Genomic DNA, 16,854 nt, shown 5'->3' with positions numbered 1-16,854 from the left:
TGAGCCGCTCGGCTATAGGGCCAAGGTAAGAACCGGCGTTTCGGGAATCAAGCAAGGGCACCGGTCCTCACGCCGCTTTGATGAGGGTAAGTGCCGATTCCAGGTCCGGTTCCATGAGCTCGTGGATCACCGGGCCCGAGGTCCAGATCAGGAAGGTGCGGATGCGCTTTCCCGGATAGATCTCGGCGAGCAGCATCCGGTAGAGGGCGAGCTGGGCCACGTAGGAGCGCGGCGGCGGCTGGCCCGCTTTCGGCGGGCGCGCGGTCGTCTTGAAATCGGCCACCAGCACGTCCGATTCGAGAACGGCCAGCCGGTCGATCTGGCCCGAGACCATGATCGCGCCCTCGGCTGTCAGCACCCGCCCGGCGATGGGCGCCTCCGCCCGCGAGCCCTTGCCGAAGAGCGGCTTCAGGTCGGGATGATCGAGCACGGCGAGAGCATTGGCCAGAACCGATTCGCGCAGCTCCATGGGCAGACGCGGCGCGCGCGCTTTCACGTAAGCGCGCGCCATGCTCTCCCGATGCTCGGGCGAGAGCGCCGGCAGGCGTTCCAGCAGGGCATGGACCAGGGTGCCGCGCAGCCGCGCCTCGGGTGCATAGGGCCCGTCGCCGGGCCGCGTCATGCGGTCGGCGGCGCCGAGCGCGCTCGAGGGGCGGATCGGGGGCAAGGGCTCCGGCTCCGGCAGAACCATCGTCGTCAGCCAGTCCGGCACGGCGATGGGATCGAGCGGCGGCACGTCCGCTTCTGCGGCGAGCGGGCGTGCGAGGGGCGAGCCCTCGCGCCAGACCGCGATCTCGCCATAGGGCGCTTCATCGCGTTCCAGGCCGCCGGCCTTCGCGACGAGCCCGTGGCGGATCATCTCGCACCAGGCCTCCTGCCTGGTCTCGTTGCCGTTCGTCCGGTAGGGCGCGATCACCAGGCGGTCCTTGGCGCGGGTCATGGCGACGTAGAGCAGCCGGTTGTGCTCCTCATAGCCCTTGGCGTGCAGGAGTTCGCGCGCCTGAATCATCGCGCCCGAATCGGAATTCCTGCCCGGCGCCCAGACCGGGATCCTGTCGCCGGTTTCCGTCTGCAACTGCAGCAGCGCCGGATCGCGGCCGAGCACCTCGCAGCCGTCGATGAGCACGACGATGGGAGCCTCGAGGCCTTTCGCTCCGTGCACGGTCATCACGCGCACCTCGTCGTTCACGGAATCGAGGTCGCGCTTGATGGTGTGGGAGGCCGATTCGAAGCGGTTGAGGAAAACGGTGAGTGAGGGCGTCTCCGTCATCTCCGATTGATGCGCGAAGCACAGGAAGGCATCGATGGCGTCGCCCGCTTCGCTGCCCAAGCGTGCCACGAGCAGCGAGCGTCCGCCGCGGGGACCTAGCAGGGTGGCGAAGAAGCCGAAGGGGCCGTGGATGCGCGCGAGCTCGCGCCACGCGCTCAACGCTTCGCATCCGCGCCTCGCCTTCGCATCGCCGGTATCCGCATGGCGGGTCAGCGCCGCATGCAACGATTCATCCTCTGCGCGGTCGGTGGCGATGCGGATGAGATCGTCGTCGGTCAGTCCCACGAGCGGAGATTTCAGCGCGGTCGCGAGCGTGAGATCGTCGTCCGGCAGCAGCGCCGCGCGGCCCGCCGCCACGAGATCGAGCACGGCGATGTGCTCGCCGATATTGAGCCGGTCGGCGCCGGCCACCGGCACGCCTGCCCCTTTGAGGGCGCGGATCACCGCCTCGAAGGCGGCGCCGCGCTTGCGCACCAGCACGAGCACGTCGCCGGCCGTCCAGACGCGCCCCATCTCGTCGCCCTTGGTGGTCCAGCATTTCACCGCCTGCGCGATGCGGCGCGCGACGATGACGGGCGGCGCATGCTGCTCGGGCTCGTCGATGGGCAGAACCCAGGCCTCCGGCTCCTCTTCCTCGGCGGGCGTCTCGATGGGCCACAATTCCACGAGGCCCGGCGCATGCGGACGCGCAGACTCGTGCACGGTGCCGATGGCCTTGTCCTCGAAGGACAGGCCCTTGAAATTCCGCTCGAGAGCGAAGGTGGCGTCGACCGCCGAGAGCACGGTTCTCCCTGAGCGGAACGACATGGTCAGCGACACGTCCTCGAAATGAAGCTCCGCCTCGCGCACCTTCTGCGACCAGCTTCGGCGTGTCGTCTCGAATTGCTGGGGCGCTGCTCCTTGAAAGCCGTAGATCGACTGCTTGGGATCGCCGACCGCAAAGAGCGTGCGCATGCGTTGGCCGTTCGCACCGGCGCCCGCGGTGAAATCCTCGGTGATCTTGCGCAGGATCTCCCATTGCTCGGGGTTCGTGTCCTGCGCCTCGTCGATCAGCACGTGGTCGATGCCGCGATCGAGCTTGTAGAGCACCCAGGCCGTGTCGCCGCGCGAGAGCAGCGCCAGGGTCTTGTCGATGAGATCCTGGAAGTCGAGCGCGCCGAGACGCATCTTCGCCTGCTCGACGCGGGTGTGGATTTCGGCGGCGAGCGTGAAGAGAGCCCCCGTGCGCTCGGCGGCGCGCGCGGCCTTGCGCTTGTCGATGAGCGCGCACACGCGATCCTGCTCGCGCAGCAGCGCGTCCTTCAGGCTCTCGCCGACATCCTTGGTGAGGAAGGCCGAGCCCTTGCGCGGCGTACCGCCATCCGTGAGGAAGACCGAGAGGTAGTTTTCGAGCTTGTCTGCGACGTCCCTGGCCTCGGCGGCAGCGATGAGGGAGGCGGCCCGTTTCTGGTCGGTCGCTTTTCCGGCGAGAAGTTCCTGCGCGATGGCAGGCCAGTCCTGTGGCTTGAGTCCGCCTTCGAGCATCGCTCGCTCGACACTCTCAAGCGTCTCGTCCGGCCCCAGACCGAGCTCCCTGCGAAGCCGCGCAGGGCCTGCCCGATCGTGCAGGAACCGCTTGCATTTCAGAGCCGCGTCGATGGCGGCGGCGAGCGCATCGCCCACCGCATCGACGCTGACGATGTCGAGGGCTTCCGCCAGTTCCGGGAAATTGCCGCTCGCCGCATCGGCCATCACATTGGATGTCGCCTGCGCCAGCATCTCGTCGGTCTGGCTCTCGTCGAGCACGGCGAAGCGCGCGGGCACGTTGGCCTCGAACGGCACGAGGTGCAGCAGCCGCTCGCAGAAGGCGTGGATGGTGTCGATCTTCAATCCGCCCGGCGTCTCCACCGCTCGGGCGAAGAGCGTGCGCGCGAGCTTCACTTGGGCACGCGTCGGCTTCGCGCCTTCGAGTTCCGTCAATTCCGTGACGAGGCTGTCCTCGTCGAGCGTCACCCAGCGCCCCAGGCGCTCGAACACGCGGATCGCCATGTTGGCGGCGGCGGCCTTGGTGAAGGTGAGGCAGAGGATCCGGCCGGGCAGGGAGCCCGCGAGCAGCAGACGCACCACGCGGTCGGTGAGCACCTTGGTTTTTCCCGCGCCCGCATTGGCTGACACCCAGGCCGAGGCGCGCGGATTGGCGGCGCGGCGCTGCGCATCCTTGGTGTAGTCCGGGATGACGAGATCCGTGCTCATTCGGATCCCTCGCCACCGCCCGCGCTCGCCAGCGACCATTCCTTCACGCGCGCCAGATGATCGTATTCCGAGAAGCGGCGGGCATATTTCGGGAAGGGCCGCGAGACATACGCCGCTTCGCCCTTCGCGAAGCGCGCGATCATGCCCTCGAAGCGGCGTCGGTGCTCCTCGACGATCTCCGCAACGGGGCGCGTTTCCTTGCCCGTCGGCCCGATCTCGCGCGGCTTGATCGGCTCGCGTCCACCGGTGGTGTGGATGTAGATCAGGTCCGGCGTCTCCTTCGCCATGGGGAGGCCCTTGAAGGCGCCCTTCATCAGCATCATCGCCTCGAGGGTCAGCTGCGGCGAGAAGCCGGCATAGACTTCCTTCACGCCGGGCGGCTGGCCGGTCTTGAAGTCGACGATGGTGAAGCCGCCGTCGCGACGGTGCTCGATACGGTCGGCGCGGGCGCGCAGATTGAAGATCGTGCCGTCGGGCAGCGGGATCGACAGGCGTCCGGAGCGTTCCGCGTAGATCTCCACGAGATCGGCGCGGCGGTTCTGCTCCCACACCACGAATTCCGTCGCCAGCCGCGTGAAGCGCGGCCACCATTCCGCATAAAGCTCGGGATAGGCTTCCGCGATCTCGGCGAACGCGTCCGTGCCGAGCGCGAGCAGGATCTCCTGCGCATGCGCCGGCAGCGCTTTCGGGTACTGCTCGGCGAATGTCCCCAGCACATCGTGAATGATCGTGCCGCGCTCGGCGGCGCTCGGCGTCACGGCGATGGCATCGAGCGCGTCGAGCTTGAGGACGTGGCGCGCGAAGATCGAGTAGGGATCGCGCACCAGGATCTCGATCTCCGTGACGCTGAGATCGCGCGGGAACAGCGCCGGATCGGGCTTCGGCCGCGGGCGCGGCAACGGCGGTGCAGGCTCCGGCGTGTCGAGGTTGCGAGCGAGGCGGCGATAATACTCGCCTGCCTTCGTCATGCGCTCCCACACTTCCTTGCCGGTGAAGGCCTTGAGCCGCTGCAGGAAGCGCGAGGGCACCATGGGCGAGCCGTCGCGCTTCGTCGCCCGGGTGATCACCACGTCGTGCGTGCCGAGCGCCTGCACGAAATCGTGCGCGGTCTGGCCGATGCGCCGCTCCGGCGGCATCAGGCCGACGCGTGCGCGCATGGGACGGTTGAGGAACGCATCCGTCACCGTGCGCGGCGGCCATGTGCCCTCGTCCAGCCCGCCGAGCACCACGCGGTCGACGGAGAGCAGGCGCGCTTCGAGAAGGCCCAAGATCTTCAGGCGCCGGTGCGTGGAGCGCGGCGACGGGCTCAATGAACGCTGCTTGGCGAGCGCGGTGAAGAAGGTGGGATAATCGACGAAGCGGCCCGAAAGGGGATGGCCTTCCTCTGCGCGGATGTCGGAATTCTCCAGGTCGTCGAAGAGCGCTGCGAGCGCTTCCTGCGAGGCATCGTCGTCCTGCTCGTCCGGTGCATCGTCGGCCCCGGTCCAGAGCAGCTCGACGGCCCGGCGATGATGCTCCACCAAAGCCATCAGATCGAGCTTGCCCTCACCATGCGCGGCGGGCGTGAACGTGTCGAAGGCGATGCCGAGACGTTCCAGCAGCGCGTCGGCGAGGTCCCAGTCGGCCTCGGTCAGGCGCTTGCGCGGACGCGGCGCGCGGCGGTCCTCCTCGGCACGACGTGTCGCTAAAGCCGCGCGCATCCCTTCGATGCCGAGGGCGGGCGCGGGCCCGCGCAGCACGCCGATCTCGAGCACGCTCGCCGCATGCTCCACGGTTTCGCGCGAAAAGCCGAGGCGCACGAGCGGATGCGCGAGCAGCGCCAAAAGACGCACGGGCCGCAAGTCGTCCGCCGCCGCTTCGGCGGCAAGCCGCGCGAGGCGTCCGGCCGGCGTGTCGGAGAGCGGAATGCCGGCGGAATCCTCGACGGAGAGGCCCCAACGGGCGAGCTCCGCCGTCACGCGTGCGGCGAGCGCGCGGTCGGGCGTGACGAGGGCGGCGGTCCTGTGGGGATGGGCGATGGTTTCGCGCAACGCGATCGCGATGGCGAAGGCCTCCTCGCGTTCGTCCATGGCTTCCACGATGGCAAGGCCCTCGCCGCCGCTCCGGCTCAAGCCGACGCGATCTTCGGCTGAGATCAGCGACCAGCGGTCGGTGGTGTCCGCAGGGCGCAGGGCTTCCGAGAGCAGATGGTTGCGCGCTCTCGCCGATTCCGGCACCTCGCCCAGCACCGTGACGGCGGCGCGCGGAACGCGCAGATGTCTGTCGAGCAGGCGCCTGAGCGAGGCCTGCGGGTGGCTGTGCACCGGATCGGTTTCGTCGTCGCCCGCGCCGCCGATGGTCGCCCAGCTCTCCTCGTCGAGATCCGTGTCGAGGCCGGGGAGCACGATGGCGCCTTTGGGAAGGCGCGCGATCACGCCCATGAGGTTTGCGGTCGCCGGCACCGAGCCCGTCGAGCCCGCGACGATGATGGGCTGCTCCGGACGCTCGCGAGTGAGGCGCTTCGCTTCCGCTTCCAAAAGAGCGTTGCGACGCTGCGCCGGATCGCTGGCCTGGCGCTCGGCCAAAATCTTGGGCCAGTTCTCGCTCGCGATCTGCACGAAGTGGCGCGTGATCTCGAAATAGGTCGAGTAATCGGAATCCACCGCCAGTTCGAGAGCATGCCAGTCGATGCCTTCCGTGGTGAAGGCGTCCATCAGGGTCTCGAGATCGCCCGCGAGGTTCACCGCATCGGCGGGAGAGGCCGGCACCATGAAGGGCACCTCGGGGCCGAGCTGCAGCAGCGCCCGGTCCACTTGCGCCGACCAGCGCTGCACGAGGCGCGTGAGGATGAGGCGGCGCTCGAGCGGCGGGATCGGGGGCTTGAGGCTCGCGGCCTCCTGCAGCGGCGTGCCCTCTAGCCCCGTCAGCTCGAACTCGGCCTCGTCGGTCTCGCCGAGCGGCACGATGTGCGGCAGGAGCTGCGCCTTGCCTTCACCGCGCTCGGCCAGCAGCGCGATCAGCGCGCGGGTGGCGCGGCGGTTCGGAACATAGATCGTGATGTCGGCCAGCGCCGCGGGATCGTCGGCTAAAGGCCCGACGAGGCGGCCATCGAGCAGCGCGTCCACCAGGGTCGGCAGGAAGGCGCAACCCGGAGGGATGGAAAAGACGCGCGGTAAAGTTCTTGAATCATGCATGACCTGGTCGGAAAACCGGTTCCCACTTTTCCGGGTCATGATGCTCGGCACCTCACACTCTCATCGCTTGCCGGCGGCGAGGCACTTTTCTGCCTCGGCAATGGCCTGGGGCTCTCCAACATGCAGCCATTGCCCTTCCATGCACAAGCCGTAGAGACGGTCCTTGGCGATGGCGCGGTCATAGAAGGCGTTGGCCGAGAACGCGCCTTCCGGCGTGCCGTGGACGAGCTCCGGCTTCACGATGGCGACGCCCGCATAGGCGAAAGGGGCGCTGTCGTCGGTTCCGCGGCGGCGCAGACGGCCGTCCCCGTCCTGATGAAAATCGCCGCGGCTCTCGAATCCGATGCTTGTGGATAACGGCGCCACGAGCATCAGGATGTCCATCTGCTCCGGGTCCCAGGCCTTCACCAGACGCTTCAGGTTCGGCTCCTGTCCCTCGATCCAGAGCGAGTCGGAGTTGAAGGTGATGAAGGGATCGCTGCCCAGCAGCGGCAGCGCCTTCTTCACGCCGCCGCCGGTCTCCAAGAGTTCGCTGCGCTCATCCGAGATGACGATGCGCGGCGTCTCGCGCGTGCGCAGATGCGCTTCGAGCATGTCGGCGAAGTGGTGCACGTTCACCACCACGCTCTCCACGCCCGCCTCGTGCAGCTTGTCGAGGGCGAAATCGATCAGGCTCCGGCCCGCCACCTTCACGAGGGGCTTCGGCATCGTGGCGGTGATCGGCAGCATGCGCTTGCCCAATCCTGCAGCGAGGACGATGGCTTTGCGGGGCGCGCGCGAAGGGGTCTGGGTCAAGGGCTGGCTCAGGATTCGGGAGGGATTTCATCCACATGCGGGATGAGTCTGGGCAGGTAATTCTCATACCAGACCTTGAGCTTCCCCAGGGCCGGATGGGCGAGGTTGCGGATGAGGTAGGCTTCGATCCGCGGCAGGTGCTTGAGGTAATGCGGCTTGCCGTCGCGCCGGTCGAGGCGGGCGAAGATGCCGAGGATCTTGGTGGCGCGCTGGCCGGCCATGATCGCGTAGGACCGGGCGAAGGCCGACACCTCGAAGGCGGCATCGGCGCCTTTCCGCTCGCGGGCATAGAGGCCGATGAGCTTCAGTTCGAGCTCCGGCGGCACGGTCACGCGGGCATCCTGCAAAAGGGAGGCGACGTCGTAGGCCGGCGCGCCCAAAACCGCGTCCTGGAAGTCGATCATGCCGACCCGCTGTAGCCCTTCGCGTTCGGGCAGCCAGATCAGGTTGGGGGAATGGTAGTCGCGCAGGGTCCAGGTGGCCGGCGCGGCGAGAACCTCGCCGAGGGTCTCGGTCCAGAGATTGACGAATTCCGCCCGGGCCGAGCCGGACAGCTGCGTGCCGATGATGTGCGGCACATACCAGTCGAGCAGCAGCTCCACCTCGATCAGCAGCGCTTCGAGATCGTAGGGCGGGATCGGATGCTCGATCCCCTCGGCCACGGGCAGCGCCTGCGGCAGCGCCTGGCCGTGGAGCTTGGCGAGAAGCCGGGTCGCCTCCGCATAGCGCTCAGGGATCGGTGCGGTCCCGTCGGTGAAGGGCTCGGCGCCGAGATCCTCGATGAGGAGGAGGCCCGCCTCCAGGTCCTCGCCGTAGATGTAGGGCGCGCTGAAGCCCTGCGCCCGCAGGCCCTTGTCCATGGCGACGAAGGCATTCACGGTCTCGGCGAGCTTGGCGATGGTGGTGTAGGGCTTGCCCCGCCGCACCGCCGGCCCGACCGGGCGCGGCGGCGAGATCATCAGGAGCGCGGTCTCGCCGGACGGCTTCACCAGGCGCTCGTAGGAGCGGATCACCGAGGCATCGGCAGTCATGGGATGGCGCGCGGCATCGCTCCAGCCGCAGCGCTCGACCAAGTGTCGATAGGCCTTCATGCGCTGGAGCCGGGAGGCGAAGGCGCCCGTGCCGGTGAGCATGGCAAGGCGCCCCTTGCCCTGGCTTCCGGGCGCGAAGTCGAGGCGGATGTCGAGATGCTCGGGCTTGAGCCCATCCTCGGCGCGCTCCGGCCATTCGACGAGCGCGATGGCATTGTCGGTCATCTCGTCCCAGCCGAGCTCCACCAGCTCGTAGCTGCCCGAGAGGCGGTAGAAATCCGCATGGACGATGGGCGAGCGCGGACCGTCATAGACCTGCATCAGGGTGAAGGTCGGGCTCGGGACCTCCAGCTCCGGCTCGCCGGCGAGAAGGCGCACGAGGGCGCGGGCCAGCGTCGTCTTGCCGGCGCCGAGGCCGCCGGACAGGGTCACGAGATCGCCGGGTTTCAGCTCCTCGGCCAGAATGCGCGCGAAGTGCTCCGTCGCTTCGTGGTCGGGAAGCGTCACGATCCATGCGGCCTGCGAAATGTCCTGCTGGGGCATGAGGGCCAATCCGTTCACCATCGCTGATCCTACTCGGCTGCGATGGGAGTTAGCGCAGAATGCGCGGACCGGCCATCGGACGGAGTTTCGCGCCTTTCATTGGGGAAGATGCATGTGACCGTGGTGCCGACCCCCGGCGCGGACGAAATCTCGATCCGCCCGCCGTGCAGCTCGACGAAGGAGCGCACGATGGACAACCCCAGGCCCACGCCGCGATGGCGCGTCCCGAGCGTATGGCTCTCGAACCGCTCGAAGATGCGCGCCTTGATCTCCGGCGGAATGCCGCGGCCCTGATCCTTCACGTCGAAAATCACCTCGCCGCCGCGCTTGCGCGCCGAGACGCGGATGGTCTGGCCGGGCGAGGAGAAGCCAACCGCATTGGAGAGCAGGTTGAACAGGATCTGGCGCACGCGCTTGCCGTCGGCGACAAAGGTGCCGATGTCGTCCGGCACGTCGATGACGAGGTCGAGCGAGGATTCCGCAAGCCGGTCCTCGAGACCGCGCATGGCGGCCTCGATGGTGGAGCGGATGTCGACGATCTCCGGCGACAGCTCCAGCGAACCGGTGTCGATGGAGGCGAGATCGAGAATGTCGTTGAGGATCGCGAGCAGCGATGCCGACGAGCGCATGATGTGATCGGCATAATCGCGCTGGCGCGGATTGAGCGAGCCGACCGTCTCGTCGCCGAGGAGCTGCGTGAAGCCGATGATGTTGGTGAGCGGCGAGCGCAGCTCGTAGGAGACGTGGTGCACGAATTCGTCGCGAAGCCGCGAGGCGCGTTCCAGCGCATCGTTGCGCTCGGTGAGCGCGCGCTCCACGTTCACGCTCGCCGTCACGTCGGTGAAGCTCAGGAGCGTCGCGCCGTCGGGAAGCGGCTGCGCGGTGCAGTCGAGAGCGGTGCCGTCATGCCGCTCGATGCGGCAGGAGAGGCCCATGCGCATGTCGGCAAGGCCCGCCACCGCGCCGCGGATGTCGATCCACGGCTCGTCGCGCGGCGCGAGCGGACGGCAGGTTTTGATGAGCGTATCGATATGCGGGTTGGCAGCCGTCATCTCCGGCGCCAGGTTCCACATCTCCGCGAAGGCGCGGTTGTGCAGCTTGAGGCGCCCGTCCGAGCCGAACACCGCGACGCCCTCTTTCAGGGTGTCGAGGGTCTCGCTCTGCACGCGGGTGAGCGAATGCACCTGCGAGGCGAGCTCGAAGCGCTCGCTCACATCGTCGAAGAGATAGGTCACGCCGCCTTGCGGGTTGGGATTGATGACGATGCGAAGCGTCCGCCGGTCGGGCAGGTGCCACCAGATTTCCTGCTGTTCGACCGAGCGGTAGCCTTGCAGGAAATCGGCCTTCCAGGCGCGGAAATCCGCCTGCTCGGGCAGCTTGCGCGCCGCACGCAAGCGGTCGAGAACCTCGCTGTCCGAGGGACGCAAGGCGAGGAAGGCAGCATCGAGGCCCCAGAGGCGCTGGTAGGCGGCATTGCTGAAGATGAGGTTCTGCGAGCCGTCGAAGATTGCCACCGCGGTCGGCAGCTGATCGAGGGTGCGCACATGGGCATCCATCTGCCGCTGCAGATCGGTGCGCACCGCTTCGAGCTCCGACACGTCGACGGCAATGCCCGCGCTGCCGCCGGCGGTGGGCCGCTCGATCACGTCGAGCACCGCGCGGTGGCCGGCGACGACGGCAGTCACGCGGCTCGAGAAGGTGGTGCCGGCCTGGCGCTGGCGCCGCGCCTCCTCGCGGGTCGGCGCGCCGAGCAGCTCGAGGGAGCGTCCGATCGCATCGTCGAGATCCCTGGCCTCGACGGAGCGCAGATAGGCCTGATTGGCCCAGAGCAGACGATCCTCGGCGTCGCGGATCCACAGGGGATAGGCGACATCGTCGAGCAGCATCGTCATCGAGCGCAGGTCGCTGCGCGCGGTGGAAAGCTTCGCCTGCGCCTGCAGCAGCTCCGACCGGTCGCCGGTCACGTCCCGCAGGCGCAGGATCGCGCGCCCGCCGATGGTGCGGCCCTCGACGTCGATGAAGCGGTTGCCGAGGCAGCGCGCGGTCAGGCGAAAGGCCTGGCCGCGCTCCCTGAGCTGCTCGAGGGCGCTCTCCACGGCGGCGGCATCGGCGGGACCAAGCCAGGTGCCGAAGGCAAGCGCCCGCTGGGCAGGGGCGTTCTCGCCGACGATGGTGGGATCGCCCTGGAAGCGCGGCTCTCCGTCGCGTCCGTTCCAGCTCACGAGCAGCTGCCGCTCGGAGCCCATCAGCAGGGCGGCGAGGTCGTCGGCGCCGTGCAGGGCCGCGAGTTCGTTGCGGAGCCGGCGCTCGGCTCGCCCGGCGCGCCGGCGCTCGTACATCAGCAGCAGGGAGGTGGTGGTCGAGAAGGCGACCAGGCCCATGAACAGGCCGAAATAGACGGCGTTGTGCAGATCGAAGCGGCGCAGGAGGCCGAGGAGATCGGAGGCTGTCTCGGCAAACGGAAGCAGCAGGTCGTCGGCGAGCGCGGCCTGGGACGTTCCGGCAAGCAGCAACAGGGAGAGGGATATGCGGCCCGAGCCGGCGGGAGAGAATCTCCCGTCCTTTCCGCTCTCCTGACGCTCCCCTTGCGCGGCCATGCCGTGCTGCCCTTTCTTCCTGTGGCCGACAAAGGGCCAAGTTCGAGCCATCCCCCGCCACGTCCTCCGACGCCACAGAGGCCACCCGTCTACGCATGAACGGAACTGCCGGCACAGGTATGTGGCCGAAGCACAGGCCGGTCGATTCGCGTTCACTCTAGACCACCCCCGACTCCGCCAGAAAGGGGGTTAACACCCGCTTAAACTTCCTTTGGAGAACCTGTGCGCAATTCGTCGAACCATATTGCATTTGTGACACACACGTGTCGGTGCGACAGCGGGCGATTCGGGAGAGAATCGAACCCGAAAATGGTCCCCATTTTTAGTCCGGAAATGCTCTCGCAGACGGACAAAAAAAGCCCGGCCGGAGCCGGGCTTTCGAGGAGCGGCTCAGGAAGGAGCCGATCAGTAGCGGTAGTGATCCGGCTTGAACGGGCCCTTCTCGGAGACGCCGATATAGGACGCCTGGTCGGGACGCAGCTTGGTGAGCTTCACGCCGATCTTTTCGAGATGCAGCGAGGCGACCTTCTCGTCCAGGTGCTTGGGCAGGGTGTAGACATTCTTCTCGTACTTGCCGGCATTGTTCCAGAGCTCGATCTGGGCGAGCGTCTGGTTGGTGAACGAGGCCGACATCACGAAGGACGGGTGACCCATGGCGTTGCCGAGGTTCACGAGGCGGCCCTCCGAGAGCAGGATGATGCGGTGGCCGTCCGCGAAGGTGATCTCGTCGACCTGCGGCTTGATGTTGGTCCACTTGAGGTTCTTCAGGCCAGCGACCTGGATCTCGTTGTCGAAGTGGCCGATGTTGCAGACGATGGCCCGGTCCTTCATCGCCCGCATGTGGTCGAGGGTGATGACGTCCTTGTTGCCGGTGGCGGTGACGAAGATGTCGGCGCGGGGAGCCGCGTCCTCCATGGTCGTGACCTCATAGCCTTCCATCGCGGCCTGCAGAGCGCAGATCGGGTCGACTTCCGAGACGAGCACGCGGCAGCCGGCCTGACGGAGCGAGGCGGCGGAGCCCTTGCCCACGTCGCCGAAGCCCGCGACCATGGCGACCTTGCCGGCCATCATCACGTCCGTGCCGCGGCGGATGCCGTCGACGAGCGACTCGCGGCAGCCATAGAGGTTGTCGAACTTCGACTTGGTGACCGAGTCGTTGACGTTGATCGCCGGGAAGAGGAGCTTGCCCTCCTTGGCCATGATGTAGAGGCGGTGGACGCCCGTGGTGGTCTCTTCCGACACGCCCTTGATCGAGGCGGCGACTTCGGCGAACCAGCCCTTCGGCTTTTCCTTGAGCAGGCGCCTGATGAGCGCGAAGAGGACTTCCTCTTCCTCGGCGCCGGGCTTGTCGAGGAAGGCCACGTCGCCCTGCTCGGCGCGCAGGCCGAGATGAACGAGCATGGTGGCGTCGCCGCCGTCGTCGAGGATCATGTTCGGCACGCCGCCGCCATGCCAGTCGAACAGCTTGGCAGTGTAGTCCCAGTACTCGGTCAGCGTCTCGCCCTTATAGGCGAAGACCGGAATGCCGGCGGCGGCGATGGCCGCGGCGGCATGGTCCTGGGTCGAATAGATGTTGCAGGAGACCCAGCGGACATCGGCGCCGAGAGCCTTCAAGGTCTCGATCAGCACTGCGGTCTGGATGGTCATGTGCAGCGAGCCGGCGATGCGGGCGCCCTTGAGCGGCTGCTTCGGGCCATATTCCTCGCGGACGGCCATCAGGCCGGGCATCTCGGTCTCGGCGATCGAAATCTCCTTGCGGCCGAAATCGGCAAGGCTGATGTCTTTGACGATGTAATCCTGTGCCATGGTGGCCTCTCTTTCACCCGTTCGGTTGAGTTGGCGCAGTCTCTACCAGAGCTCGCGGGGAGAGGCAATCAAGATATAAAGATGTCTTTATATGTTTCGTTGAGGCGGGCGAACACCAACACCTCTTCCCGTCATGGCCGGGCTCGTCCCGGCCATCCCGATAAGGCGAAGCGCCGCGCTTTTCGGATCGAGATCACCGGCTAAAGGCCGGTGATGACGGGCTCAGGAGACTTTGTGGACTTACTCGTCCTCGCCGAACCGGTTGGCGAGGAGGTCGTGGATGGCCTGGAGGCAGATGGTGGCGTCCGGGCCCTTGGCGGTGACCGTGATGGAGGTGCCCTGTGCGGCGCCGAGGGTGAGCAGGCCCATGATGGAGCGTCCGCCCACGGTCTCGCCGCAGCGGGTCACCGTCACCTCCGCGTTGAAGCGCTCGACGGTCTGGACGAACTTGGCGGAGGCGCGGGCGTGCAGGCCACGGCGGTTGATGATCGGCAGCTCCCGGACCAGGACGCCCTCGGGCACGGCAAGGGGCGGGCAGTCCTGATCGAGAGGCCGATCCATGGTGGTCATTTTCCCGAGAGAACGCGCGACGCGATGTTGATGTATTTGCGCCCCGCCTCCTGGGCATGGGACACCGCGTCGGACAGCGGTTCTTCGTCGCGCACGCTGGCGAGCTTGATCAGCATGGGCAGGTTGATGCCGGCGACCACCTCGACGGAGCCGCCGTTCATGCAGGAGAGGGCCAGGTTCGAGGGCGTGCCGCCGAACATGTCCGTGAGAACGACAACCCCTTGACCCGAATTGACACGGCACACGGCGGCCATGATGTCCTTGCGCCGTGTCTCCATGTCGTCGTCTGGGCCGATCGTGATCGTTTCAAGCTGCTCCTGAGGCCCCACCACATGCTCCAGCGCCGCCTTGAATTCCGTCGCGAGCTGCCCGTGGGTGACGAGCACCATTCCAATCATAATGTTACAGGTCCGAACGCTCCAAGAGCGGAGCCGCTATTTTGTGCACCGCGAAGCCAAGCGCAAGAGCATTGAGAGGAAAAGTTCATCACAGTGTCACGACCGTGTCGCAAACACCACTCAGGCAGCCCAGGGCGATGTCAGCCGAGATTGCCCCGGCCTGCAGGCGAAGGCGAGGGACCATGACGCCGCATAGGACAATATGCTTGTCGCGGTTTTCGGGATAGCGGTCGGGGTCGTCGCACAGATCGATCGCCAGGCGGACGATGGCGGCGGCTTCGAAGGATTGCCGGACGATGCCGAGGCCGTGGATCTCGATGCAGCCGCCGAGCGGATCCACCGGACGCGCGAGGAGCCGGCCGTGGCGTCCTTCGATGCGGGTGCGGTCGTCGCTGACGAGGCGTCCGAAGCGGCCCGTCTCGCTGGCCCGGGCGATCACCTCGCGGGCGAGCGTCGACTTGCCCGATCCCGAGGGACCGCGGATCAGGAGTCCCGCCTCGCCGACGAGCACGCAGCCGGCATGGATGGTCTCAATCGCGATCACGCTTCCCTCTTCCCCGGCTCGCGCCTGGCCTTGTCCTTCTTCTCCTGGTCCTTCCTGTCCTGATCCTTCTTGGCCTTCGCCCCTTCGATGGGCAGGCGGATGACGAAGCGGGCGCCGAGGCGCCGGGGCTCGCCGGTCTCGTCGGGGGAGCCGAGCCGGTTCTCGGCGCGGATCGAGCCGCGATGGGCCTCGATGATCTGCCGCGAGATCGACAGGCCGAGACCCGAATTCTGGCCGAAGCCCTGCTCGGGCCGGTCGGTGTAGAAACGCTCGAAGATCCGGTCGAGGGCGTCGGGCTCGATGCCGGGCCCGCTGTCCTCCACGAGGATCTCGACCTCGTTCTTGCGGCGCCGGATCGACACCCGCACCGTCTCGTCGGGCGGGGAGAAGGAGCGCGCGTTGTCGATCAGGTTGTTGAAGATCTGGCCTAGGCGGCTGTCGTGGCCGAGGACCAGGAAGGCATCCCGGCCATGCGCCTGCCGGTCGATGTTGAGGGTGATGAGCGGTTCGTGCTCCTGGCGGCGCTCGTTGGCGACGGAGACCACAGCCTCGAGCAGGCGGACCATGTCCACGGGCTCCGCATCGGCGCGGGCGAGCTCCGCATCGAGGCGCGAGGCGTCCGAGATGTCGCTGATCAGCCGGTCGAGGCGCTTCACGTCATGCTGAATGATGGATAACAGCCGCTGGCGCGAGTCGTCGCTGCGGGCGAGCGGCAGGGTCTCGACCGCGCTGCGCAGCGAGGTCAGCGGGTTCTTCAGCTCGTGCGCCACGTCCGCGGCGAAGCTCTCGATGGCGTCGATGCGGTTGTAGAGCGCCTTCGTCATGTCGCGAAGCGCGCCTGACAGATGGCCGATCTCGTCGGCGCGGCCGGTGAAGTCGGGGATCTCCTGGCGCGACTTCGTTCCCCAGCGCACCCGTTCGGCGGCCTCCGCCAGGCGGCGGACCGGGCCGGCAATGGCGCCGGCGAGAAACAGGGACAGGACGATCATGACCACGGCCGCCACCAGGAAGACCTGCAGCAGGGCGAAGCGCTCGGAGGCGATGATGGCGTCGATATCGCCTTCCTGGGTCGAGAGCAGAAGCGCGCCCTGGACCGCGCGGAAGCGCTGGATCGGCACAGCCACCGAGACGATGGTCTCGCCCCGGGTGTTGACGCGCACCACGCTCGATTGCTGGCCGGCAAAGGCCTGCTGCACTTCCGGCAGAGACTTGCCGTTGGCGGGGCCGGCCTCCTCGAGCACCGGACGCTTGGTGCGCCGGAACATCTTGCGGATGCTGTTCCAGGTCCGCTCCATCACGCTGGTGGTGTCTTCCACATTCGCGACCGGCGGCAGCTCCATGCGCAGGATGTCGCCGCGGGAATAGAATGACCGGGAATCGAGCAGCAGCAGGCCGTCCCTGTCGAAGATCCGGGCGCGGGTCTTGGTGGGCGTCACCAGCCGGCGCAGCAGGGGCGCGACCCGCTCGGGGTTGATCGAGAATTCGAGCGACGAGAAGGATTCGTCGGTGAACCGTTCCGTTTCGCCGGCCTGCATCTGAAGCAGCTGGTCCGGATCGATGGTGATGGTGTTGGTCTCGACCGTCGCCGAGCCGGCGATGGCGCCCGCGATGATCTCGCCCTGGGTCAGAAGGCTCTGCACGCGGGCTTCGATCAGCCCCTCGCGGAACTGGTTGAGGTAGAGGAAGCCGACGAGGAGCGCGACGAGGCCGGCGAGGTTGAGCACGACGATGCGGCGGGTCAGGCTCGACGAGCCGCGCTGGACGATCATGCGGCCGAAATGCTTCAGCCGCTCAAGAGCGCTCCGGGGAGCCGGCGGGTCGTCGAATGTCGCGTCGGCGTGGATGGGCTCAGCCTTCATACCGCTCGTTCACGCATGGGCCGATGCGAGGCACCG

The 16,854-nt window shown here is 67.3% G+C and carries 10 protein-coding genes; all 10 read right to left on the bottom strand.

The genetic code is table 11. The annotated features are described in order from the left end of the window. Nucleotides 1-67: 67 nt before the first annotated feature. Nucleotides 68-3,502 (bottom strand): double-strand break repair helicase AddA, encoded by a 3,435-nt coding sequence (addA, locus tag BB934_RS11445; RefSeq protein ID WP_099509743.1) that lies wholly within the window; start codon nt 3,500-3,502, stop codon nt 68-70. Further along, nucleotides 3,499-6,675, bottom strand: coding sequence for a double-strand break repair protein AddB (gene addB, locus BB934_RS11440; RefSeq protein WP_099512764.1), 3,177 nt, complete (start codon nt 6,673-6,675; stop codon nt 3,499-3,501). The genes addA and addB overlap by 4 nt, the downstream gene beginning before the upstream one ends. 60 nt (nt 6,676-6,735) lie before the next feature. Further along, nucleotides 6,736-7,404, bottom strand: a complete 669-nt coding sequence (locus BB934_RS11435; RefSeq protein ID WP_237050315.1) for a nucleotidyltransferase family protein — start codon at nt 7,402-7,404, stop codon at nt 6,736-6,738. A 74-nt stretch (nt 7,405-7,478) separates the two neighbouring features. After that, nucleotides 7,479-9,065, bottom strand: a complete 1,587-nt coding sequence (gene tsaE, locus BB934_RS11430) for a tRNA (adenosine(37)-N6)-threonylcarbamoyltransferase complex ATPase subunit type 1 TsaE (protein ID WP_173909445.1) — start codon at nt 9,063-9,065, stop codon at nt 7,479-7,481. Nucleotides 9,066-9,073: 8 nt separating this feature from the next. Next, nucleotides 9,074-11,641, bottom strand: coding sequence for a sensor histidine kinase (locus BB934_RS11425; RefSeq protein ID WP_237050251.1), 2,568 nt, complete (start codon nt 11,639-11,641; stop codon nt 9,074-9,076). A 405-nt stretch (nt 11,642-12,046) separates the two neighbouring features. Continuing rightward, nucleotides 12,047-13,447 (bottom strand): adenosylhomocysteinase, encoded by a 1,401-nt coding sequence (ahcY, locus tag BB934_RS11420; protein ID WP_099509741.1) that lies wholly within the window; start codon nt 13,445-13,447, stop codon nt 12,047-12,049. Nucleotides 13,448-13,687: 240 nt separating this feature from the next. Next, nucleotides 13,688-14,008, bottom strand: coding sequence for an HPr family phosphocarrier protein (locus BB934_RS11415; RefSeq protein ID WP_099512758.1), 321 nt, complete (start codon nt 14,006-14,008; stop codon nt 13,688-13,690). A 5-nt stretch (nt 14,009-14,013) separates the two neighbouring features. After that, a complete protein-coding gene (locus BB934_RS11410; protein WP_036360951.1) occupies nt 14,014-14,415 on the bottom strand; it encodes a PTS sugar transporter subunit IIA in 402 nt (133 codons plus the stop codon). A gap of 88 nt (nt 14,416-14,503) precedes the next feature. After that, nucleotides 14,504-14,959, bottom strand: coding sequence for an HPr kinase/phosphorylase (locus BB934_RS11405; RefSeq protein WP_099509740.1), 456 nt, complete (start codon nt 14,957-14,959; stop codon nt 14,504-14,506). Continuing rightward, a complete protein-coding gene (locus BB934_RS11400; RefSeq protein WP_099509739.1) occupies nt 14,956-16,818 on the bottom strand; it encodes a sensor histidine kinase in 1,863 nt (620 codons plus the stop codon). The genes BB934_RS11405 and BB934_RS11400 overlap by 4 nt, the downstream gene beginning before the upstream one ends. Nucleotides 16,819-16,854: the final 36 nt, after the last annotated feature.

The sequence above is a fragment of the Microvirga ossetica genome, from assembly GCF_002741015.1.
Lineage (GTDB): Bacteria > Pseudomonadota > Alphaproteobacteria > Rhizobiales > Beijerinckiaceae > Microvirga > Microvirga ossetica.
Note: the sequence above shows the minus strand (reverse complement) of the source record. Positions and strands in the feature narration are given on the sequence as shown.

Excerpts from the sequence above, each read along its gene's own strand:
- BB934_RS11415 (WP_099512758.1), bottom strand. The coding sequence starts at position 14,008 with ATGGATCGGCCTCTCGATCAGGACTGCCCGCCCCTTGCCGTGCCCGAG.
- addA (WP_099509743.1), bottom strand. The coding sequence starts at position 3,502 with ATGAGCACGGATCTCGTCATCCCGGACTACACCAAGGATGCGCAGCGC.
- BB934_RS11410 (WP_036360951.1), bottom strand. The coding sequence starts at position 14,415 with ATGATTGGAATGGTGCTCGTCACCCACGGGCAGCTCGCGACGGAATTC.
- BB934_RS11425 (WP_237050251.1), bottom strand. The coding sequence starts at position 11,641 with ATGGCCGCGCAAGGGGAGCGTCAGGAGAGCGGAAAGGACGGGAGATTC.
- tsaE (WP_173909445.1), bottom strand. The coding sequence starts at position 9,065 with ATGGTGAACGGATTGGCCCTCATGCCCCAGCAGGACATTTCGCAGGCC.
- BB934_RS11400 (WP_099509739.1), bottom strand. The coding sequence starts at position 16,818 with ATGAAGGCTGAGCCCATCCACGCCGACGCGACATTCGACGACCCGCCG.
- ahcY (WP_099509741.1), bottom strand. The coding sequence starts at position 13,447 with ATGGCACAGGATTACATCGTCAAAGACATCAGCCTTGCCGATTTCGGC.
- addB (WP_099512764.1), bottom strand. The coding sequence starts at position 6,675 with ATGCATGATTCAAGAACTTTACCGCGCGTCTTTTCCATCCCTCCGGGT.
- BB934_RS11435 (WP_237050315.1), bottom strand. The coding sequence starts at position 7,404 with ATGCTGCCGATCACCGCCACGATGCCGAAGCCCCTCGTGAAGGTGGCG.